Annotated in this window: 17 protein-coding genes; 12 read left to right on the top strand and 5 right to left on the bottom strand. The window is 62.4% G+C overall.

Annotation, left to right across the window (positions count from 1 at the left end):
* Nucleotides 1-30: 30 nt before the first annotated feature.
* Both Tal182_RS30390 and Tal182_RS30385 read right to left on the bottom strand, forming a co-directional pair.
* Nucleotides 31-1,044 carry an ABC transporter substrate-binding protein gene (locus Tal182_RS30390; RefSeq protein WP_085862126.1) on the bottom strand — a complete coding sequence of 338 codons (1,014 nt, stop codon included), beginning with the start codon at nucleotides 1,042-1,044 and terminating at the stop codon, nucleotides 31-33.
* Nucleotides 1,045-1,296: 252 nt separating this feature from the next.
* Complete coding sequence (locus Tal182_RS30385) at nucleotides 1,297-2,025, bottom strand: FadR/GntR family transcriptional regulator (RefSeq protein WP_085861936.1); 729 nt, start codon at nucleotides 2,023-2,025, stop codon at nucleotides 1,297-1,299.
* A 299-nt stretch (nucleotides 2,026-2,324) separates the two neighbouring features.
* Between Tal182_RS30385 and Tal182_RS30380 the strand changes: the two genes are divergently transcribed.
* Together Tal182_RS30380 and Tal182_RS30375 are read left to right on the top strand one after the other, a co-directional pair.
* Nucleotides 2,325-2,585, top strand: coding sequence for a ribbon-helix-helix domain-containing protein (locus tag Tal182_RS30380; protein WP_064807625.1), 261 nt, complete (start codon nucleotides 2,325-2,327; stop codon nucleotides 2,583-2,585).
* A complete protein-coding gene (locus Tal182_RS30375) occupies nucleotides 2,585-2,860 on the top strand; it encodes a type II toxin-antitoxin system RelE/ParE family toxin (RefSeq protein WP_016735850.1) in 276 nt (91 codons plus the stop codon). The genes Tal182_RS30380 and Tal182_RS30375 overlap by 1 nt, the downstream gene beginning before the upstream one ends.
* Before the next feature lie 6 nt (nucleotides 2,861-2,866).
* Here the strand turns inward: Tal182_RS30375 and Tal182_RS30370 are convergent, their stop codons facing one another.
* Nucleotides 2,867-3,874, bottom strand: a complete 1,008-nt coding sequence (locus Tal182_RS30370) for a LacI family DNA-binding transcriptional regulator (RefSeq protein WP_085861935.1) — start codon at nucleotides 3,872-3,874, stop codon at nucleotides 2,867-2,869.
* A 207-nt stretch (nucleotides 3,875-4,081) separates the two neighbouring features.
* On the opposite strand from Tal182_RS30370, the gene Tal182_RS30365 reads away from it, so the two are divergent.
* The 6 genes from Tal182_RS30365 to Tal182_RS30340 all read left to right on the top strand — a co-directional run bounded on the left by Tal182_RS30365 (nucleotide 4,082) and on the right by Tal182_RS30340 (nucleotide 11,780).
* Nucleotides 4,082-5,401, top strand: coding sequence for an alpha-L-fucosidase (locus Tal182_RS30365; RefSeq protein ID WP_085861934.1), 1,320 nt, complete (start codon nucleotides 4,082-4,084; stop codon nucleotides 5,399-5,401).
* A gap of 49 nt (nucleotides 5,402-5,450) precedes the next feature.
* The gene (locus Tal182_RS30360; RefSeq protein WP_085861933.1) at nucleotides 5,451-6,671 is read left to right on the top strand and encodes a sugar ABC transporter substrate-binding protein; all 1,221 of its coding nucleotides are present in this window, start codon (nucleotides 5,451-5,453) and stop codon (nucleotides 6,669-6,671) included.
* Nucleotides 6,672-6,723: 52 nt separating this feature from the next.
* Entirely contained in the window at nucleotides 6,724-7,650 is a 927-nt protein-coding gene (locus Tal182_RS30355; RefSeq protein ID WP_085862125.1) for a sugar ABC transporter permease, read from the top strand.
* The gene (locus tag Tal182_RS30350) at nucleotides 7,640-8,524 is read left to right on the top strand and encodes a carbohydrate ABC transporter permease (RefSeq protein WP_085861932.1); all 885 of its coding nucleotides are present in this window, start codon (nucleotides 7,640-7,642) and stop codon (nucleotides 8,522-8,524) included. The genes Tal182_RS30355 and Tal182_RS30350 overlap by 11 nt, the downstream gene beginning before the upstream one ends.
* A gap of 165 nt (nucleotides 8,525-8,689) precedes the next feature.
* Complete coding sequence (locus Tal182_RS30345; RefSeq protein ID WP_085861931.1) at nucleotides 8,690-9,619, top strand: substrate-binding domain-containing protein; 930 nt, start codon at nucleotides 8,690-8,692, stop codon at nucleotides 9,617-9,619.
* Between the two features lie 16 nt (nucleotides 9,620-9,635).
* Entirely contained in the window at nucleotides 9,636-11,780 is a 2,145-nt protein-coding gene (locus Tal182_RS30340; protein ID WP_085862124.1) for a methyl-accepting chemotaxis protein, read from the top strand.
* Between the two features lie 55 nt (nucleotides 11,781-11,835).
* On the opposite strand, the gene Tal182_RS30335 is transcribed toward Tal182_RS30340, so the two are convergent.
* On the bottom strand, nucleotides 11,836-13,098 hold the full coding sequence (locus tag Tal182_RS30335; RefSeq protein ID WP_085861930.1) for a DUF3422 domain-containing protein: 1,263 nt from the start codon (nucleotides 13,096-13,098) through the stop codon (nucleotides 11,836-11,838).
* Nucleotides 13,099-13,361: 263 nt separating this feature from the next.
* Nucleotides 13,362-14,648: an ABC transporter substrate-binding protein gene (locus tag Tal182_RS30330; RefSeq protein ID WP_085862123.1), complete on the bottom strand. Its 1,287-nt coding sequence runs from the start codon at nucleotides 14,646-14,648 to the stop codon at nucleotides 13,362-13,364.
* A 191-nt stretch (nucleotides 14,649-14,839) separates the two neighbouring features.
* Between Tal182_RS30330 and Tal182_RS30325 the strand changes: the two genes are divergently transcribed.
* Genes Tal182_RS30325 through ugpC form a run of 4 tightly spaced genes read left to right on the top strand, consistent with a single transcriptional unit; the run spans nucleotide 14,840 to nucleotide 20,928 of the window.
* A complete protein-coding gene (locus tag Tal182_RS30325) occupies nucleotides 14,840-17,362 on the top strand; it encodes a hypothetical protein (RefSeq protein WP_085861929.1) in 2,523 nt (840 codons plus the stop codon).
* A 16-nt stretch (nucleotides 17,363-17,378) separates the two neighbouring features.
* The gene (locus tag Tal182_RS30320) at nucleotides 17,379-18,473 is read left to right on the top strand and encodes a glycoside hydrolase family 88 protein (protein ID WP_064807604.1); all 1,095 of its coding nucleotides are present in this window, start codon (nucleotides 17,379-17,381) and stop codon (nucleotides 18,471-18,473) included.
* The gene (locus Tal182_RS30315; RefSeq protein ID WP_085861928.1) at nucleotides 18,470-19,834 is read left to right on the top strand and encodes a glycoside hydrolase family 28 protein; all 1,365 of its coding nucleotides are present in this window, start codon (nucleotides 18,470-18,472) and stop codon (nucleotides 19,832-19,834) included. The genes Tal182_RS30320 and Tal182_RS30315 overlap by 4 nt, the downstream gene beginning before the upstream one ends.
* Complete coding sequence (gene ugpC / locus Tal182_RS30310; RefSeq protein ID WP_085861927.1) at nucleotides 19,822-20,928, top strand: sn-glycerol-3-phosphate ABC transporter ATP-binding protein UgpC; 1,107 nt, start codon at nucleotides 19,822-19,824, stop codon at nucleotides 20,926-20,928. The genes Tal182_RS30315 and ugpC overlap by 13 nt, the downstream gene beginning before the upstream one ends.

Raw genomic sequence — 20,928 nt, 5'->3', positions numbered from 1 at the left:
CGCTCAGGAGCTGGAAGCGGCGCGACGGCCTCACTTGACGTTCTTGACGAACTCGGTCGTGTAGGTCTTGGAAAGGTCGATCTGTTTGCCCTTGACGTTCTTGGAGAACTCCGAGAGCACGGCAAGCACGGTCTTCGGGCCGTCCTCCGGCATCACGCCATCGGGCGTGAACATGCCCTTGCCCTCGTCGAGAGCCTTGACGTAGCCATCCTTGTCGCCGACGTAGAAGTCCTTCGGCATCTTGTCCGCGATCTCGGCGGCGGAATGCGTATTGATGTATTTCAGCGTCTTGACGAAGGCATTGGCGAGCTTCTGTGCCTCGTCCTTATGTTCCTCGACCCAGGAAGTTTCCATGTAGAGCGAGGCGGCCGGATAGGTGCCGCCAAGCGCCTTTCGGGTCGCTTCGACCGTGCGCATGTCGACGAGAACGCTCGCTTCGCCCGTCTTGATCAGGCGCGAGATCGTCGGCTCCGTCGTCATGCCGGCCTGGATCTGATCCTGCTGCATGGCGGCGATGAACGTGCCGCCGGCGCCGACCGGAATGGTGACGACGTCGCCGGGCTTGAGGTCGGCCTTGGAGGCCATGAAGAGGGTGAGGAAGTTGGTGGAGGAGCCGAGACCGGTGACGCCGAGGCTCTTGCCCTTGAAATCGGCCGGCGACTTGATCTCGGGATGTTTGCTCGAAACCATCTCGACCTCGCCCGGCGCCTGGCTGAACTGGACGATGGATTCGACGAACTTGCCCTTGGCCTGCAGGTCCACACAGTGGTCATAGAAGCCGACGACGCCTTGGACGGCGCCTGCCAGCAGCTGGTTTTCGGCGTCGACGCCGGCAGCTTCATTCAGCAGTTCGACGTCGAGACCTTCGTCTTTGAAGTAACCGAGGGATTCGGCGAGCTTGGCGGGCAGATAGATCTGCTTCTCATAGCCGCCGACCATGATGGTGATCTTGTCGGCCGCGTGGGCGGCGCCTGACGTGAATGTGGCTGCGGCGAGAAGCGCGGAAAAAGCGACGCTGTGAAAAAGGCTGCGTGAAGAACGCATGGAAATCTCCTCCTGATGGTTTGCCTGCATCGTCGTCTCGTCACCTTGACCGTGTCTCCTCCACGATGCAGCCTTTTCCTAAGACGTCGAAGCTTTCAACTAGCTTTCAGCCGCAAACGATCAACCTGTCGCGTGAACCGGCGGGGAAATGATGCGCCGACGCCCGAGCCTGGATAGCGGCAGCTTACAACGGGCAGAGCTATTTGCTGGCTTTGTCCCTTGCCAAGGCGTTCGGACGCTCGGGAGTGGGTATCAGCTGGTAAAGCTTCGCAGATCCTTGAGCAGGTTGCGATATCTCGCCTGGCTGCCGACCAGATGCTCGCGCATGGCATTGCGGGCGGCCTGATCGTCCCGGTCGGAAATGGCGACGACGATCGCTTCATGTTCCCTGTGGATCAGCTTTCGGTAGGCGGTCTGCTCGGCCGTCCTGGTTTCCGGCACGAGCCTCGACTGCGGAATGATCGCCGCGCCCTGAGATTCCAGGAAGTGCTTGAACAGCGGATTGTTCGTCGCCTCGGCGATCGCGACATGGAGTTCGAGATCCGCCTCACGGATGGACCGATCGGTCTCGATGCATTGGAGAATTTTCCGGTGACATTCGAAGATCGCTTCCTCCTGCGCCGGTGACCGGCGGAGCGCGGCAAGTCCCGCCGCCTCGATTTCGACAGGGGTGCGGATTTCCAGCACTTCCAGATCGGAGGCGACGCGGGCCTTGTCGACTTTTCGCCCGGAGAGAGAGGGATCGTCGCCAAGCACGAAAATGCCCGCGCCCTGGCGCACCTCGACCAGCCCGTCGGAGCGAAGGGCAGCCACCGCCTCGCGCACCACGGTCCGGCTGACGCTGTGCGTTTCCGTCAGTTCGTGCTCGCTCGGAAGCTTATCGCCGGCGGCGTACTGGCCGCTGAGGATCGCCTGCCGCAGGCTTTCGCCGACCTGTGCGACCAGCGACCCCGAGCCCCTGCTGCGATCCTTCCCTTGCATAGCCACGCCTCGATCCCCGCATCGGCTTCGATCCGGACGCCGTTCGAACCAGCGGCACTCCGAAATTTATGATTCATCACACATGTATGACAAATCTCGCGGTCTTTCAATGGATGAAGGATCGACGCTTTTGCTTTGGCTGCTTCACCGGCCGATGAAAATCCGACATTATACCTCACAACTCTCGATGCTGCGTCACCTTTCTGAGAAGTCTGAGCCGGGCTTCATGACGTATAGGCGCTGGATATAATCAAGATTAATCGCTATGATTATGATTGATTGGCGTTGAGGAGTTTTTGATGGAGACCAAAGTTCTCACGGCTCATGTTCCATTGCCGCTTGCGCAGAAGGTCGATCAGCTTGCATCGCGCCTTGAGCGTTCGCGCGGCTGGATCGTCAAGCAAGCCCTGACTGCATGGATCGACCAGGAAGAGGAGCGTCGGCGTTTGACGCTTGAGGCGTTAGCCGATGTGGATAGCGGCAATGTTGTCGATCACCAGTCTGTTCAAGCCTGGGCCGATAGTCTTGATGGTGACGAGCCGATTTCGTTGCCCCGGTGATGGAAATCAAGTGGACGAGCAAAGCTGTCTCCGACATCGCTCGCTTATACGACTTTCTCTCCCCGGTCGACCGGCGAGCTGCGGCCCGTACCGTGCAGGCGCTGGCGGCAGCCCCCGCTCGTCTAATTGAGCAGCCACGTCTCGGCGAGCGGCTCGAAGAGTTCGATCCTCAGGAGGTCCGCCGCATTCTCGTTGGCCGTTATGAGATGCGTTATGAAATCCAGCAGTCGACAATCTATGTGTTGCGGCTTTGGCATACGCGCGAGGATCGGTAGTAATCCTTATAGCCGCCTTGTCGACTCTCCACGCACGAATCTCGGCGTCAGGATGAAATCCTGCGGCGGCTCGGCGGCGGCCTCGGGGCTTGCGATCCTGGCCAGCAGGCGCTGGGCGGCCAATTCGCCGAGCTTCTGCGCATCCTGCACGACCATGGTGATGCGAGGTGTGATGACGTTGCTCCAGGGCACGTCGTCGACCATTGCCAGCGAGACGTCGTCGGGACAGCGGAAGCCCATTTCCTGCATCACCTGCAGGGTTGCCAGCCCCATCATGTTGTTGGCGCCGATGATGGCGGTCGGGCGGTCGCGGCGGGTCAGCAGGCGCATCGCCTGCGTGTGGCCGCCGCTCCTGGTGTAGCCGCCCTCGACCACCAGTGACGGATCGACGTCGGCGCCGGCGCCTGCCATCGTGTCCATAAAACCTTTCAGGCGCTCGTCGGCGGTGTGCAGGCCGCTCGGGCCTGATATGAAGGCGATGCGCCGATGGCCGAGTTGCAGCAGGTGCTCTGTCAGGATCATCGTCGTCAGCGGATTGTCCGAGCCGACGAAATCGCGCGCGGCGCCATCCACCTTCTGGTCGAACATGACGATCGGCGTCTTGAACTCGCGCAGGAAGGTTGCGTATTCCTCGCCGCGTCCGTTGGCCGCCAGAGCAATGCCTGCGATCTTCTGCGCCTGCAGGCGCTCCAGCAACGCCCGTTCGAGATCGGCCCTGCCGGAGGAGTCGGCGATCAGCACGAAATAGCCGTGGTCGAGCGCCTGGTGCTCGATCTCGCGGCGGATGTCGCCGAAGAACATGTTGCCGAGATTGGCGGACACGAAACCGATCAGCGAGCTGCGCCCGCGCGCCAGCGTCTGGGCCACCGGATCGATGCGGTAGCCGGTCGACTGTATCGCCTGCCGGATGCGGTCGAGCGTCTCGGCGCCGACCCGTTTCGGGCTGTTGAGCGCGAGCGAGACGGTCGAGATCGAAACTCCCGCAAGGCGCGCGACATCGCGTATGGTGGTCATATCTGTCGAACCGGTTCTAAAGCTTTCTTCTGTCAGATTTTGTTTGCTGTTGCAACATATCGCGCTTGATTGCTCAATTATGGTGCGTTTACCTCGCGGTTATGCAATTCATGAATTTCGGCTTGACAGGTGCCGGGTCAAGGACGATGTTCAATCGCCGAACCGGTTCGACATGAAGTGGAACCGAAAAACAGGGAGGAGAAACCTGTGACGAATTCGGAGCGCCAGCCGGAAAATTCGGTGCCGGGAGCGGGTAAGCACGCCTGGTTCAGCCATGATCGTCTTGGCATGTTCATCCATTGGGGCCTCTATGCGCTCGGAGCGCGGCATGAGTGGTTGAAAAACCGCGAAGAGCTGAGCGACGACCATTACCAGCGTTATTTCGACAATTTCGATCCCGATCTTTACGATCCGAGGGACTGGGCGCGCCGCGCGCGTCTGGCCGGCATGAAATATGTCGTGGTGACGACCAAGCATCACGAAGGCTTCTGCCTCTGGGACAGCAAGGTCACCGACTACAAGGCGCCGAACACGCCCTGCGGCAGAGACCTGCTGACGCCGCTGGTCGAAGCGTTCCGCGCCGAGGGGCTGAAGATCGGCTTCTACTATTCGCTGCTCGACTGGCACCATCCCGATTTCCCGATCGACGTCCACCATCCCTTGCGCAACCATCCGCAAGCCGAGGCGCTGAATGCCGGTCGCAACATCGCCAATTATGCCGCCTATATGCGCGAGCAGGTGCGCGAGCTTCTGACCGGCTTCGGCCGCATCGACATCATCTGGTTTGATTTCAGCTATCCCGGTCGCGAGTATCGCGGCCTGCCAGGCAAGGGCCGCGCCGACTGGGAGAGCGAGCGGCTGCTGGAGCTGGTGCGCGAGCTGCAGCCCGAAATCATCGTCAACAACCGCCTCGACCTGCCGCCGGGCAAGCTGCCCGACGTGACGACGCCGGAGCAGTATACGCCGCGGGTGGCGCCCGCTATCGCCAGTCAGGGTGTGCTTTGGGAAGCCTGCCACACCTTCAGCGGCTCATGGGGCTATCACCGCGACGAGGACAGCTGGAAGAGCCCGGAGCAGATCATCCAGCTGCTGATCGATTCCGTCGCGCTCGGCGGTAACCTCCTGATGAATGTCGGCCCCACCGGCCGCGGCACCTTCGACGCCCGCGCCATCGCCGCGCTCGATGTCTACCGGAACTGGATGGAGGTCAATGGGCGCTCGATCTATGGCGCCGGTCCGTCCGAATTTCCCGTGCCGGCCTGCTGCCGCTACACCCAACGTGGCAACCGTCTCTATCTGCATGTCTACAACTGGCCTTACCGCCACATCCATATCGAGGGCCTCGCCGACAGGATCGCCTATGCGCAGTTCCTGCACGATGCCAGCGAAGTGCGCTGGCTCAGCCACACCAGGGATGTGGATTCCAATATCGGCGTGATGGTGCCGGAGGGCATGATCACGCTCGAACTGCCGGTCCGGCGACCTGACGTTACCGTGCCGGTGATCGAGATCGTCCTCAAGGCGTGAACTCGGTCGCACTCGCGTGTTCATTGCGTCATGGAGGGAGGAGAAACCCATGAAGGTTCTGAAGAAAACGCTTTTGCTTGCCGCAATCGGCGGCAGCCTCTTTGCCACATCCGCCTCGGCCGAGCAGGTCAATCTGACCTGGCAGATGTGGACCGGTTCCGATGCCGATACCAAGGGCTGGCAGCACCTGGCCGACATGGTGACCGCCAAATACCCCGATATCAAGGTGACGCTGACGACGACCGGCTGGGTCGATTACTGGACCCGCCTGCCGGTGCTGGCGGCGTCGGGCCAGCTCGCCGACATCGTGTCGATGCAGTCGCTGCGCATGCCGAATTTCTATTCGCTGCTGGAGCCGCTGAATGACCGGATCGCGGCCGACAAGTTCGACATTGGGGCCTTCACCCCCTCGATCATCGGCGGCATGTCCGTCGACAAGCAACTCTACGGCCTGCCCTATGACGTCGGTCCCTGGGTTATCTACTATAACCAGGACGCGCTTCAAGCCGCCGGTATTCCCTTACCGGAGCCGGGCTGGACGCTCGCCGAGTTTACCGATGCCGCCAAGAAGCTGACCAAGGACGGAAAGTACGGCTTCGGCATCACCCCGCAGAACTATTCGGTCCTGGCCTCGGCCTGGGGCGACAAATATGTCAACGATTCCGGCGCTCTCGATCTTACCAATCCGAGCGCCATTGCCGCTGCCGAGAGGGTGATCGGCTTTGCCGCCAAGGACAAGGTCGCGCCGCTGGTGCCGTCGAGCGCCGATGCCGGCACGGTCATCCAGGGCCGCTTCTATTCAGGCAATGTCGCGATGTATGTCGACGGTCCATGGTCGATCATCGGCATGAAGGACAAGGTCAAGTTCAAAGTTGGTTCCACCACCCTGCCGCGCGCAGAGGGAGAGCTTACCACCGTTACGGCGGGCTCCGGTTTCGGCATTGCCACGACGAGCAAGAACAAGGACGCGGCCTGGAAGGCGATCCAGGTGCTGACCAGCCCTGAGGCGCTGCAGTACCTCGCCGAACAGGGCCGGGCGCTGCCGGCGCGTACGGCCTCGCAATCCTCCTGGTACAAGGTGGCGGCCAAGGACATCACCAATGGCGGCGAGGCACTGGATTATTCGCTGGCGCATTCCGTGCCCTATGTCATCACCAACAACTGGGCGGCGGTGGAAAATCTCTTCAACCAGTATTTCCCGCCCGCCTTCGGCGGCAGCGCCGACGCCAAGCAGACGATGGAGTCCATCCAGAGCCTCGCGCAGCAATAGAGCGTGCCGTGCTAGAGCGCGGCGGCATGAGCTGCCGCGCATGGAGGAAGAGATGTCGGAAAGCGCCGTTGCCGAAATTGCCCTGCAGCCCGGTCAGCCCAGGCGCTTCCTGAAGCCCGAGACGCAGACGGCCATGCTGTTCCTGCTGCCGAGTTTCCTCGGCTTCATGATCTTCATGGCCCTGCCGATCGTTGCGTCGCTGGCGCTCTCCTTCACCAACTGGCAGCTGATCTCGACGCCATCCTTCGTCGGCTTTCAGAATTACATCAAGCTCTTCACCGTCGATCCGGCCTTCTACACCATATTGGGCAATACGCTGTTCTTCGCGGTCGAGTATCTGGCCGTGAATATCATCGTTTCGCTGACGCTCGCGGTCTGGATATCGAGCCTCAAGCGCGGCAAGGCGATCTTTCGGGTGATCTTCTTCCTGCCGACCTTTACCCCGACGATCGCAGCCTCCGTGGTGTGGCTGCTGATCTTCACGCCGGACGGGCTCGCCGACAGCGTCATCCGCTCGCTCGGCCTCGGCCTGCCGAATTTCCTGCTGAGTTCGAGCTGGGCCATGCAGGCGGTCGTGCTCGTCACGCTTTGGGCCAATGTCGGCTACAACGTCGTGATGTTCAACGCCGCGCTCGACCTGGTGCCGAAGCACTATCTCGAAGCGGCGATGATCGACGGCGCCGGTCCCTGGCGGCGCTTCTGGCGCATCCGCCTGCCGCTCATCTCACCGACGGTCTTCTTCGCCACGGTCATGACGGCCATTACCTCGCTGCAGGTCTTCGACGAGATTTTCGCCATGACGCGCGGCGGTCCCGGCTCGGCGACGGCGACCCTCGGCTTCGCCATCTATCAGAAGGGCTTCACCAATTTCCAGATGGGTTACGCGTCGGCGCTCGCCTGGGTGATGTTCGTCATGATCATGGCGCTCACCATCCTGCAGTTCCACATGCAGCGCAAATGGGTGCATTATGACGACTGACCCGGCCTCACGGCATCCGCATTCCCAGTCCCGGAATCGGCATCGCATCCTGCGGCGGATCGGCACCTTCGTCAGCTACGCCGGACTGACGCTGATCGCGCTGCTCTTCCTCTTTCCCTTCTTCTGGATGGTGTCGAATGCGGTGCGCTCCAATACCGAAGTGCTGGCCGTGCCGGTCCGTATCCTGCCCGAGGAATATCAGTGGGGCAATTTCGTCGAGGCACTGGTGTCGCTGCCCTTCGGCAGCTTCCTGCTGAACTCCTTCGTCGTCGCCTGCGGCGTGACCGCGATCGTCATCGTGGTCTCCTGCCTGTCGGCCTATACTTTCGCCCGTCTGAGGTTCCCCGGCCGTGAGGGGCTGCTGCTCACCTATCTCAGCACGCTGATGATCCCGCAGGTGATGCTGGTCATTCCGCTCTTCCTTCTGGTCAGCAAGCTCGGTTGGATCAACACCTATCACGGCATGATCCTGCCGGTCGCCTTCTCCTCCTTCGGCACCTTCCTGCTGCGGCAGTTCATCCTCGGCATTCCCAAGGACCTCGACGAGGCGGCGATGATGGATGGAGCCTCGCGCCTGCGCATCCTGGTCACCGTCATCGTGCCGCTCGCCATGCCGGCCATCGGCCTGCTGTCGCTCTTTACTTTCATCGCGCAGTGGAAAAGCTTCCTGTGGCCGCTGATCGCCACCAGCGGGCTCGAAAAGGCCACGCTGCCGCTCGGGCTCACCCTGTTTCAGACGCAGCAGGGCACCGCCTGGAACTACATCATGGCGGGCGCCACTATTTCCATGGTGCCGGGGGTCATCCTCGCCATCGTGCTGCAGAGGGTGATCTACAAAGGCATCAGCGTCGGCTCCGGCTTCGGCGGGCGGTAATATTGAAAAGGATGATTTGATGTCTTTGCATCGAATCGACTTGATCCAATCCAAATCCAGCCGCTTGGCGGCCTCCCCGCGTTACGTCTCGCTTTCGGCGCGAAAAGTAAAATTTAACCAAAATTTGAAATAACGCGCTTCCATCCGAATTGCGCAGGGGAATTCATGAAAACGGCCACGCTTGCATCCATCGCCTTGGCGATGTCGGTCTCTGTCGCCAATGCTCAGACGATCGGCGTTTCGATGTCCGATCTCGACAAATTCAGGACGGCGCTTCTCAATGGCGTCGTCGCCCACGGGCAGACGGTCTCCGGCCTCAAGCTGGTTACCGAGAACGCCAAGGGCGACAACGAGCTTCAGAAGAAGCAGGTTCAGAAGCTTATCGCCGACAAGGTCGACGCCATCATCCTGGCGGTCTCCGATGGCGATCTCGGGCCGCAGATGACCAAGATGGCGGCGGATGCCGGCATCCCGCTGGTTTACATCAACAACGTACCTTCCAACCTGCTTGATCTTCCCGAAAATCAGGTCGTGGTCGCCTCCAACGAAAAGGAATCCGGAACGCTGGAGACGAAGCAGGTTTGTGCGCTGCTCAAGGGCAAGGGCCGCGTCGTCGTGCTGATGGGCGAGCCTTTCCACGCCGCGGCTCGTGCCCGCACGCAGGATATCTCGGATGTCATCGCCACGCCCGACTGCAAGGGCCTGGAGATCGTCGAGCGGCAGGCCGCCTACTGGTCGCGCGATTATGCCGACCAGCAGATGCAGGAGTGGCTTGCGGCCGGCGTCAAGTTCGACGCCGTTATCGCCAACAATGACGAGATGGCGCTCGGCGCGATCCGCGCCATGAAGAAGGCCGGCATGCCGATGAAGGATGTCGTCGTCGCCGGGGTCGACGCGACCGACGATGCGCTAGCCGCGATGGTGGCCGGCGATCTCGACGTGACCATTCTCCAGAGCGCTGTCGGACAGGGTGCCGCGGCGGTCGACGCCGCTGTGAAGCTCGTCAACAAGGAGAAGGTGCCGCGCGAAAACAACGTTCCCTTCGAACTCGTCACGCCTGAGAACATCTCCAAATACCTGCCGAAGAGCCAGTGAGCATAAGAGGCCTATGATGTTGCATTTCTGGAATAAATTCGGCATTCGCGCGCAGATCACTTCCGGCTTCGTGCCGTTGATCTTGCTGATGAGCCTGCTGACCGTCAGCGCGATCTCGGGCATGAACGGGCTTTCTTCGATCTTCGCCTCCTATCGCGCCACGGCCGGCCAGAGCCTCGCCATCTCGGACTACAGTGACCAGCTGCACGAGATCCAAATGTCGGCCGAAGCCTTCCGCACCACGCCGACCCAGGCCGTGGTCGACAGCTTCCGCGCCGGCGTCAAAGCCTTCGAAGCGGACGATCCGCGCTTTGCCGACAACAAGGACCTGCAGTCTGGCCTGGCGACGATCCGCCAGGATATCGCCGCCTATGGCAAGGCTTTCGAGCAGATCGTCTCGCTCCAGGCCCGCCGCGACCTGCTGATCTCCAAGGTCACCGAATTCGGCCCCTGGACCAGCATCGCGCTCAACGACGTCATGCGCAGCGCCTGGCGCCAGAACGACGTCGCCCTTCTGCACATGACGGCCGAGACGCTGGAAGCCCTGAACCGCAGCCTCTATTTCTCCGAACGCTTCGTGCATTCCGACGATTTCGCCGCTTACGATACGGCGCAGACAGCACTTGCCGAAGCGGTGGCGCTCAATGATGCCGCCGCCAAGGCTGCCAAGAACGAGTTGCAGAAGAAGCGCCTGATGGGCGCCGGCCAGCTGATGCAGAACTACACTGCCCGCCTCGGCGACATGAAGGGGGTGCTGCAGGCCTCCGGCAATATCCGGCAGACCCAGCTTAATGTGCTCGCACCGAAGATCGCTGGGGAGTTCCGGGATCTGCAGGCGACGGTGACCGGCGCGCAGAAGACGCTCGACGGTTCGGTGGAAGCAACGGTTGCTTCTGCGACCAGCACGACGCTCGTCATCAGCGGTCTGCTGATCGTCATCGGCCTGGTGCTCTCCTATTTCGTCGGCCGGCTGATTTCCTCGGCGGTGCGCGGCATGGCGCATTCCATGGAGCAGCTTGCCCGCGGCGACGACGCCATCGTCATCACCGGCGTCGAGCACCGGCACGAACTCGGCGCCATGGCGCGCTCGCTGAAGGTTTTCCAGGAAACCGGACGCGCCAAGCTGATCGCCGAAGCCAATGCCGAGCGCGCCCGCCTTGCCGCCGAAGAAGAGCGGCTGCGCCAGGAAGCCGAGCGGCTTTCCGACGCGCAGGTGATGGAGCATGCCTTCCGCCAAATCTCGCTCGGTCTCGATGCGCTCTCGAAGGGTGATCTCTCCGTGCGCGTCGGCGAAGTCGACCATCGTTACGTCAGGATCCGCGATCACTTCAACAGCTCGGTCGCAAGTCTCGAGGAAGCGATCGACTCCGTCATCCGTGCGGTTACGACCATCCGCTCCGGCCTTGCGGAAATCTCGACCGCCTCCAACGATCTCGCCCGCCGTACCGAGCAGCAGGCGGCTTCGCTTGAGGAAACTGTCGCGGCGCTGGGCGACGTCACCCGCGGCGTCAACGGAACGGCGGAGGGCGCCAGCCGCGCCCAGGCCGTGGTGGCCACGGCCCGCACCAATGCCGAAAAGGGCGGCGAGATTGTCTCGCGCGCCATCGCCGCGATGACGGAAATCCAGAACTCCTCGTCCAAGATCGGCAACATCATCAGTGTCATCGACGAGATCGCCTTCCAGACCAACCTGCTGGCGCTGAATGCCGGTGTCGAGGCGGCGCGTGCCGGCGAGGCCGGCAAGGGTTTTGCCGTCGTCGCCCAGGAAGTGCGCGAACTCGCCCAGCGTTCCGCCAATGCGGCACGGGAGATCAAGGAACTGATCTCCACGTCCTCGGCACAGGTCAAGACCGGCGTCGAGCTGGTGGGTGAATCCGGCCTCTCGCTCGAACAGATCGTCGAGCAGGTCACGGCCATGAACGCGACCGTCGCCGAGATCGCCGTCGCCGCCCGCGAGCAGGCGACCAGCCTGCGCGAGGTCTCGGCCGCCGGCGACCAGATGGACAAGGTCACGCAGCAGAACGCCGCGATGGTCGAGGAAACCACGGCCGCCGCCCAGAGCCTGACGCAGGAAACCGAGAGCCTCGCCGAGCTGCTGCGGCGCTTCAAGACGGGCAACGGCCGGGCATCGGACCAGCGATACTACGCGATGGCGTCGTAACGTCCTGCTAACGCAGCCAAGAGAACGCCGCCGCCTTCAAAGGGCGGCGGTCGCGTCAATGGCCTCCGGCCGCCGGACTGTGCGGCGCGCCGGCGATGCTTCGGCGAACGTGGCGGACCGCCGTCCAGACGGCGAAGAGGACCAACGGGATGGCACCGAGAACGGCGAGCTTCGTCATATGCGGATCGACACCCAGTGCGGAGATGCTTTCGAGGCAGATCTTTGCCAGGCCGATGGTGTAGTAGGTGATGGCGATGACGGAGAAGCCTTCGACCGCCTGCTGGATATGCACCTGGATGCGCGCCCGCTCTTCCATTGAGGTCAGCAGTGAGGCGTTCTGATCTTCGAGCTGAACCTGCACCGTGGTTCTGAGCAGGTCTCCGGCCAGGCTGACGCGTTCGGCCAGTTCGTCGAGGCGCCGTTCTGCCGCATAGACCGAGCGCACAGCCGGTTGGAAGCGGCGGTCGATGAAGGTGCCGAGCCTTTGTCTTTGCTCGACCCGCTCTTCTCGAAGCTCCGACAGCCTGCTCGCCACGATCTCCGCATAGGCTTTCGTCGCGCCGAAGCGGTGGCGGGCGAGTGCCGAGAAGTTGAGCACATCGGAGGAGAGCCTCGTCACCTCGGACAGCAGCGCCTTGTCGACTTTGACGGCGCTCTGCATGTGGACGATCAGGAGATCGAGGCGCTGGTCAAAAGCGGAAAGCTTCGACACGGTCTCGCGCGCCATCGGCAACGCCAGCAGCGCCATCATCCGATATGTTTCGATTTCCAGGAAACGCCGGACCATGCGGCCGGTGCGATAGGCGTTGAGATTGCGGTTGAAGAACAGGAATTCGAGGAAGCCGCTATCGGTCAGTCGAAAGTTCGAATGCACCTCGGCGTCGCCGCCGCCGACCCGCGAAGCGACATAGTCGAGCTTGGGTTTTTCCAGAATGCGCCCGTCCTTTTCGTCACGCACCAGCACGCGCACGGCCGCTATGACCTTTCCGCCAATCTGACTGCAGCAGGCCCGAAAGGCTTCCGGCGGGTTGCTGCCGGGTTCGGCCGACGCCGGCACGACGAAGGTGAGGGTCAGGAACTCGGTATGGGCTTCCCATTTCAGCCGACCGTCGCCGACGCGGCCGATGCCGTGGTTGCCCTCGCCGGTCGTGGTCACATCTTCCAATCCCGGCAGGGAACCGGGCAGCGAAGGAGGGCCGTTCTCGCCGACGATGGCGACGTGCCAGACATCGGTATCGCCATCGAAGTAGAGCGACGGGCGCGCATGGAGCTCGTTGTGAAGTTCCCTTCGCAGCGGATGCTCAGAGCCGAGTGGCATGGAAATGCACCTCAATGGGCTGGACTGCCGCCGTTTGCCGGCTTCAGTAAGTTGAGCCTGACGCCGGCGCGCCGCGCAGGCCGACACGCCTATAACCGCTCGCGAAGTCCGTGTCACGACACGAAAGAACCATCCCTCCTATCCGCGCCGATCTGCCGCGGCGGGTAGCTGATCGCCGGAGGCGGCCGAAAACGATCAGCCACGGCCTGTTGCGAGGCCGTGGCTGATGCAGCGCGCAATCTGTGGGAGACAGGCGCGGCCGGTTACTTGTTGGCGGCGAGCGCCACGTTGACCTTGTCGACGTCGGCGCTCATCGCCTTGAAGGTGTCTTCGAGGGAAAGCTCGCCGACGATCAGCTGGCTCATCCGCTGGACGATGAGCTGATAGATGGCGGACGAGCCCTTGAGGCGTTCGAGGTCGCGGGCTGCCTTCGGCGCGCTGTTGCGGGCCGCGAGGAAGACGGCCATGGCGTCCTTGGCGTTCTGGCTCTCGAGCTTGTACTGCGGATCCTTGATGTCGGCGCCGGTCAGGATGACGTAGTTTTCGGCGATTTCACGCTGGACTTTTTCAGAGCCGAGGAACTCGATGAAGGAGGCCACCGCTTGCGGGTACTTGGTGCGCTTGAAGCCGACGATTGCGGTGCCGCCAGGCATCGGGTAGCAGCCGGCATCGCCGCAGGGTGCGCTGATCGCCGTCCAGTCGAAGGCGTCGCCGATCTTCTTCTGGAACGGATTGACCATCCAGTTGCCGGCGAGGTAGGTCACGACATTGCCGTTGACGAACTCGTCACCCATGTTCTTGTACTGGGTTCCGCCGGCCGCACCCCACATTTCCTTCGGGAAAGAGCCGTCCTTCGACCAGTTGTAGAGATCGGTGATGTAGCGCTTGGCGGCATCGTCGGGGAAGGAGAACTTGCCATCCTTGACGTAGTTGGAGCCGTAGGAGAAGGCCGCGCCGGAGAAGCGGTGGCCTGAGCGGTCCATCGTGAACGGGATCTGGGCGCCGGTCGCCTTGGCGACGCGCGCCGAGGCTTCGACGATGTCCTTCAGCGTGGCGGTCGGCTTCGGAAGCGGTTCCTTGGCCTGTTCGAACAGCGTCTTGTTGACGAAGGGCAGGTTGAAGGTCTGCGAGGCGACGTAGCCGTTGATCGAATTCGGATCGTTGACGCCGGGGAAACGAAGCGTGTTCAGGCTGTCGCCGTGCAGCTTGGCAAAACCGTCGGGATCCTTCATCAGCGGCCGCATGTCGAGGTAGTAGGGCGCCAGCTGCCAGTCGGTGATCTTGGCGACGTCAGGACCTTCGCCAATGGCAAGCTGCACCGGCAGCTGCTTGGCAACGGCATCATAACCCGAGGAGACGAAGTTCACCTTGATGTCGGGATGCGCCGTCTCGAATTCCTTGCTCAGCGCTTCCATCCGCTGGACATAAGCCTGGTCGTCGTCGGTGAAGAGAAAGGTGATCGTCTGGGTTTCGGCCATGGCCACGCTGGACCAGGCGAAAGAAACGGTGGCCAGCGCCAGTGCGAAAGCCCCTGAGAGATAGGTTTTCATTTTCATCCTCCCATGAAAACATTTTCATCAATCGCGGCCTCAGCCATCGATAAGTGAATTTCATATACTTGACATTAACGCCGTCAAGCTATTTTCTAAGCGAATAGCGATGTTTTTGAGCAATTTTCAGAAATAACGCGCAAAAATCACTTAATGAAAATATTTTCATAAGATTGCGGAGGAGGCGATCTGTGGAAACGGAAAGCATCAAGCAGCCGGACAACATGGCGCCAGCCTACAGCGTGGCCGAGGGGCAGACGATCACGGCGTGGGCCGTTTCTGCCCTCATCGAGCGCTATTTTCCGGGCGAGCCGGCCCTGGCCGAAGATCGCGTGAACTATCGTTTCATCAACGGTTTCGTCGATGTCGGCGACCTGCCGTGCCGCAAGGCCTTCTGGTCGACGATGGTCGGGCGCGAGCTTGCTCCCGACACCTCATGGTCGACCGAAAGCCTCTATCTTCCCGGCTCTAACCGCCGTGTCGAATTCACCAGCTTCTGGCATGTGCCCACACATGTCAGGCGATGGCTGAAGGGCACGTTCAGGACGGAAGAGCCGCGCACGCTTAATCTCGCGCTCAAGACCTGCGGCGGTGTCCGCATCTGGGTCAACGGCCAGGAAGCGGTGCGCTTCGAACCCTTTAAGCGCAATAGCGAGAGCGCAACCGAGATAGCGCTGCGGCTGGACGCCGGTGACAACGAGATTCTCGTCCATACCGAAGATCTCGCCGAACGCGATACGACGTGGTTCTTCGAGCTCGAAATGCTGGACGAGGAGCCGCTCTGCGTGCTGCTGCCGGTATCGCTCGATCAGGATGAGGTGAGGGAGCTGGAAGCGCTTTCGCGAGGCGTGCGCCCGGCGCGCGACGTCTTCGTCAGAGAGCCGCTGGAGATCATCTTCGATACGGCGCCGGAGCGCGACCTGCCGGTGGAGCTCAAAGTGGTCGGCCATGGTCACGAACGACCGGTTCTTGCCCATGCGAAACTGACCCTGCACGCCGGCCGGAACCGGCTGACGGCAGACGATGTCTGCGCCATTGCGGACGGTTATCACGGCATACATATGACGATCGGCTCCGGGCCGGGCTCGGTCACCCGCGTCATCGACGCCGCCTTCATGAGCAGCATCTCGCCATTGCCGGCAGAGGCATCGCTTGCCGCCCGCAAGCGGCAGGCGCTGGAATACAGCGCCCGCTTTGGCGCCAACCGCGCCGGCCGCCTGATCGCGATGATGGAAACCGGCTACGACGACCAAGAGAGCTTCGACCGCATCGTCGATGCGACGCTCGCCTCCATCGATCAGCGCGAGGATTGCTCCGATTTCATCATGGTGCCGCTCCTGTGGCTGCTCGGCGCCTATGGCGACCGCATGCCCAAGGCCACGGTCGAGCGCATCCGCCATTCCGTCCTCTCCTATCGCTACTGGGTCGACGAGCCGGGCAATGACGCGATGTGGTTCTGGAGCGAGAACCATGTGCTCTGCTTCCATACCAGCCAGCTTTTGGCCGGACTTCTTTTGCCCGGCGAAGTGTTCTCAGCCTCGGGGCGGACGGGACGGCAGCAGGCGGAACTCGCTGTGGAGCGCCTCGGGCGCTGGTTCGACAGCGTCGAAGCCCATGGTCTGGCGGAGTGGAACTCGGCCGCCTATTACCCGATCGATTTCATCGGCCTAATGGCGCTGGAGCGCTGGGCGGAGAGCGGGATCGCCGATCGTGCCCGGGGCCAGATCGATCTCATCTTCCGCATGATCGCCCTTCATACGCTTGCCGGCGTTCCGGCCGGATCGCAGGGGCGCGCCTACGACAAGGAACTGCGCGCCGGCCCGCTGACCGAACTTGCGCCCTTCGCCCAGGTCGCCTTTGGCACGGGCTGGCTCAACAATGGCGTGGCGGCGCTGACCATGTTCTGCGCCGGTGACTATGAGCCGCCGGCCGATCTCGCCGAGCTTGCTTCGCTTTCGCGGGGGAGAAGCGTCGAGGCCCGCTACAGTCAGGGGCTGGAGAGCGGAAAGCTCGTGCTCTTCAAGAACGAGGCCGCGCAGCTTTCGACCGTGGTCGATCACAAGACCGGCCGGAAGGGGCATCAGCAGCACGTTCTCGATATCCGGCTCGCCGGCCATCCGATGGCGAGGCTCTGGGTCAACCATCCCGGCGAAGACGATCCGTGGGGCAATCAACGGCCGTCCTATTGGGCCGGCAACGGCATCCTGCCGCGTGTCGCCCAGCATCGCGACGTCGCCCTTTTGATCGAGGACACGGGCGATGCACGGCATGCCTGGACGCACGCCTATATCGGCCGAGACGGGCTCGACGATCTGATCGTCGAAGACAAATGGCTGATCGCCCGGTCGGGCAGGGGATTTGCCGCTCTCTGGGGCTCGAATGGCCTGGAGCTGATCACGGACGGCCCGACCGCCGGCCGCGAGGCGCGCTCGCATGGATCGCTCTGCGGTTGGGCGGCCATCGTAGCATCCGGCAATGACGATGCTTTCAAAGCCTTCATCGAGCGCCTGTGCCAGACGGCGGTGTCCTTCGATCCGACGCTTCGGCGCCTTTCCCTGACGCCGCCGGGCGCCCCGGCGATCGCTCTTTCCTATGCCGACGGTCTTTCGATCGCCGGCAATCCCCGGCCGTTCACGCATGAACAGCCGCATCCGATCCTCACCCACGACAGCGCCGCGTCCCAAGCCGGCACTGACGGGCCGTTCTACTGCTAAAACATAGGTCTCCAGCATGAACACAGCATCTGTCGACAACGCCGCCCTCCTGACGACGATCGATCGCGTGGCGACGGCTTTCAGCCGGCTCCGGGGCATCAAGGAAGGTCTCGTGACGGATAATGCCGCCTCCGGCATCCAGTTCGACGAATGGGACTGGGAAGTCGGCGTCGGCCTTTACGGATTCCTGCGCCGTGCGATTTCCGCCAACGACCAGAAGGCGCTGCACGAGCTCGTCACCTGGTACAGCGCCCAGATCGAACGCGGTATTCCGCCGCGCCAGATCAACAGCACGGCGCCGATGCTGCCGCTCGCAATCCTCGTTCAGCATGTCGATCGCCCCGATTTTCGCGCCCTCGTCGAGGACTGGGCCGACTGGCTCATCAAGGAACTGCCGAAGACCGAGGACGGCGGCTTCCAGCACGTCTGCAAGGAGCGCGTCAACGACGGCGAATTGTGGGACGATACGCTGTTCATGGCCTGCCTCTTCCTTGCCCAGGCGGGCGTGCTCTGCGAGCGCAAAGACTGGATTGACGAAGCCGTCTATCAGTTCGTGCTCCACACCCGCTATCTCTCCGATCCGGTGAGTGGTCTCTGGTATCATGGCTGGACCTTCAACGGCCGGCACAATTTCGCCAATGCCTTCTGGGCGCGCGGCAATGCCTGGATCACGGTCGCTATCCCCGAACTCTTCGATCTCGTTCCGACGCTCGGCGAGAAGGACCGGCGTTTCCTGTCGAACGTCCTCGTCAGCCAGGTGCGCTCCCTGAAGGCATACCAGCGGCCGGACGGCATGTTCACGACGCTTCTGGACGATCCGTCCTCGCCGCTCGAAACCTCGGCAACGGCTGGCATTGCCTATGGCATGTTGCGGGCCATCGATGCCGGCATTCTCGACGAGAGCGACAGGGTCCATGCGGAGCGCGCGCTCAAGGCGGTGCTGGCGCAGATCGACGACGAAGGCGTCGTCCACGGCGTTTCCGACGGCACGCCGATGGGCCATGACCTCGATTTCTACCGGCGCATCCCGAACCTGCCGACGCCTTACGGCCAGGCGCTGACCATGCTGCTGCTGACCGAAGTTCTGATTGAGAACGGCCGCCGCCAATGAGCGCTCCCTCCCTTGTCGCGATTGAGGCGCTCGACAGCGACAATACCGCCCGTCTGCAGGCGGCGATCGATGGCCTTTCTGCTTCCGGCGGCGGACGCCTGGAGCTCCTGGCGGGCATCCACATCTGCCGGGGCCTCCGGCTGCGCTCCGGCGTCGATCTGCACCTTGCCGCCGGCGCGGTGCTACGTCCTGTTCCAGATTATGCCGCTTACGCGGATACGACGGTTTCGGTGATCGCCGAGAAGTCGGATCGCGGCATGATCGTCGCGCGGGACGCGCGGCGCATCGGCCTGACGGGAAAAGGACGCATCGAAGCCGGCTGCGAAAGCTTCATCACAGGCGATGACGAGACGGTGGGAACTTTCATTCCGGCCGAATTCCGTCCCCGCGTCGTCGTCTTCGAAGGCTGCGACGAGGTCGAGATCAGTTGCGTCACCATCAGCCGCTCGCCGATGTGGACGCTGCATTTCGTCGACTGCACCGATCTCACCGTCCGCAATGTGACGATCGAAAACGACCGCCGCCTTCCCAATACGGACGGCATCGTGCTCGACGCCTGCCGCGGCGCCGTCATCGAGGATTGCGCGATATCGACGGCCGACGACGGCATATGCCTGAAGACGAGCATCGGTCCTGAGGGCGTCGCCATCGGCCGGTGCGAGAACATTCTCGTGCGCCGCTGTTTCGTTCAGAGCTTGAGCTGTGCGTTGAAGATCGGCACGGAAACGCATGGCGACGTTACCAATGTCCTGTTCGAGGATTGCAGCGTCTCGTCTTCCAACAGGGCGCTCGGCATATTCTCCCGCGACGGCGGCCGGATCTCGAATGTGAGGTTTTCCAGAATTTCGGTAGAGTGCCGTGAAACGCCGGATGGTTTCTGGGGCTCGGGGGAGGCGCTGACCGTCAATGTCGTCGACCGTATCGCCGAACGCCCCGCAGGCGCCATCGAGAACCTGATCGTCGAGGATGTGACCGGCCGCATGGAAGGCGCGATCACCATCATCGCTGCGGCGCCGTCAGGCATCCGGAACGTGTCGCTGGCCCGTATCACCGTCGACCAGCAGCCCGGAGAACTCGGCACGGGGCGGGCCTACGATCTGCGCCCGACGAATGCCGACCTCGCGCCGAAGGCCGATGGCGGCGGGCGTGCCAATGCTTGGACCCGCGGTTCGGACGGGCGGGTGATCGGCCTGCAGGACTATCCCCGGGGGATGCCGGCCGTCTACGTGGCCGATGTCGCCGGGATCTTGATGAAAGAGGTGCGGATCACGAGGCCGACACCATTGCCGCAAGGCTGGAACGAAAACGACGTCGTCTTCGAAACGGCGGCACCTGATGGGAGTGGGGCATGGCAGAACTGAAACTTTCCACCGTCAACAAGTCGTATGGCGCCGTCAAAATCCTGCATGACGTCGAACTCGACATCGAGGACGGCGAATTCGTCGTCTTCGTCGGTCCGTCGGGGTGCGGCAAGTCGACCCTTTTGCGCGTCATCGCTGGCCTGGAGGAGGTGACATCAGGCGCAATTGCGATCGGCGGACGCGACGTCAGCGCGCTGTCGCCGGCCGAGCGCAAAATCGCGATGGTCTTCCAGTCCTATGCGCTCTATCCGCATATGAGCGTACGCAAGAACCTCGCCTTCGGCCTGGAAAACCTGAAGTTCAAACGCGCCGAAATCGAAGCGCGCATCGCCGAAGCCGCGAGGATGCTGGCGATCGAACCCTATCTCGACCGGCGTCCGAAGCAGCTTTCGGGCGGCCAGCGTCAGCGTGTGGCGATCGGCCGGGCGATCGTGCGCGAGCCCGACATCTTCCTCTTCGACGAGCCGCTGTCGAACCTCGACGCGGCGCTGCGCGTCCAGACCCGGGCCGAGATCACCAAGCTCCATCGAGACATCAAGACGACGATGATCTACGTCACCCACGACCAGGTCGAGGCCATGACCATGGCCGACAAGATCGTCGTTTTGCGCGCCGGTCGGGTCGAGCAGGTCGGCGCACCGCTGGAGCTCTTCGATCATCCGCGCAATCTCTTCGTAGCGGGATTCCTCGGTTCGCCGCGCATGAACATCATCAAGGGCAAGGTCTCGGGCGTCGGCGAAAACGGCGTCGTCATTGATGTCGGCAACGGCGGCACGATCGTCAGCAATGTCGATCCCGCCGGCATAAAGGTCGATCAGTCGGTTATTGCCGGTATCCGGCCCGCGCATTTCACCCGCTCCAGCGAGCGGGGCCTGCCATTCGTCGTGCAGTATCACGAAGGGCTAGGGACCGAGACCTATGTCTATGGCAATCTTGCCGGGCAGGACGATCAGATCATCATCCACGAAGCCGGCCATTTCGCGCCGGTTTCGGGCGACCGGATCATGATCGATGCCGATCCGGCCCGCGTTCATCTGTTCGATCCCGAAAGCGGCCTGGCCTTTGGCAGACAGTCCGGGCAGGGGAGGCGCTGA

Origin of the sequence: Rhizobium sp. TAL182 (assembly GCF_002117725.1) — a bacterium.
GTDB classification, from domain to species: Bacteria; Pseudomonadota; Alphaproteobacteria; order Rhizobiales; family Rhizobiaceae; genus Rhizobium; species Rhizobium esperanzae.
This window is presented reverse-complemented; position numbering and strand designations above follow the sequence as displayed.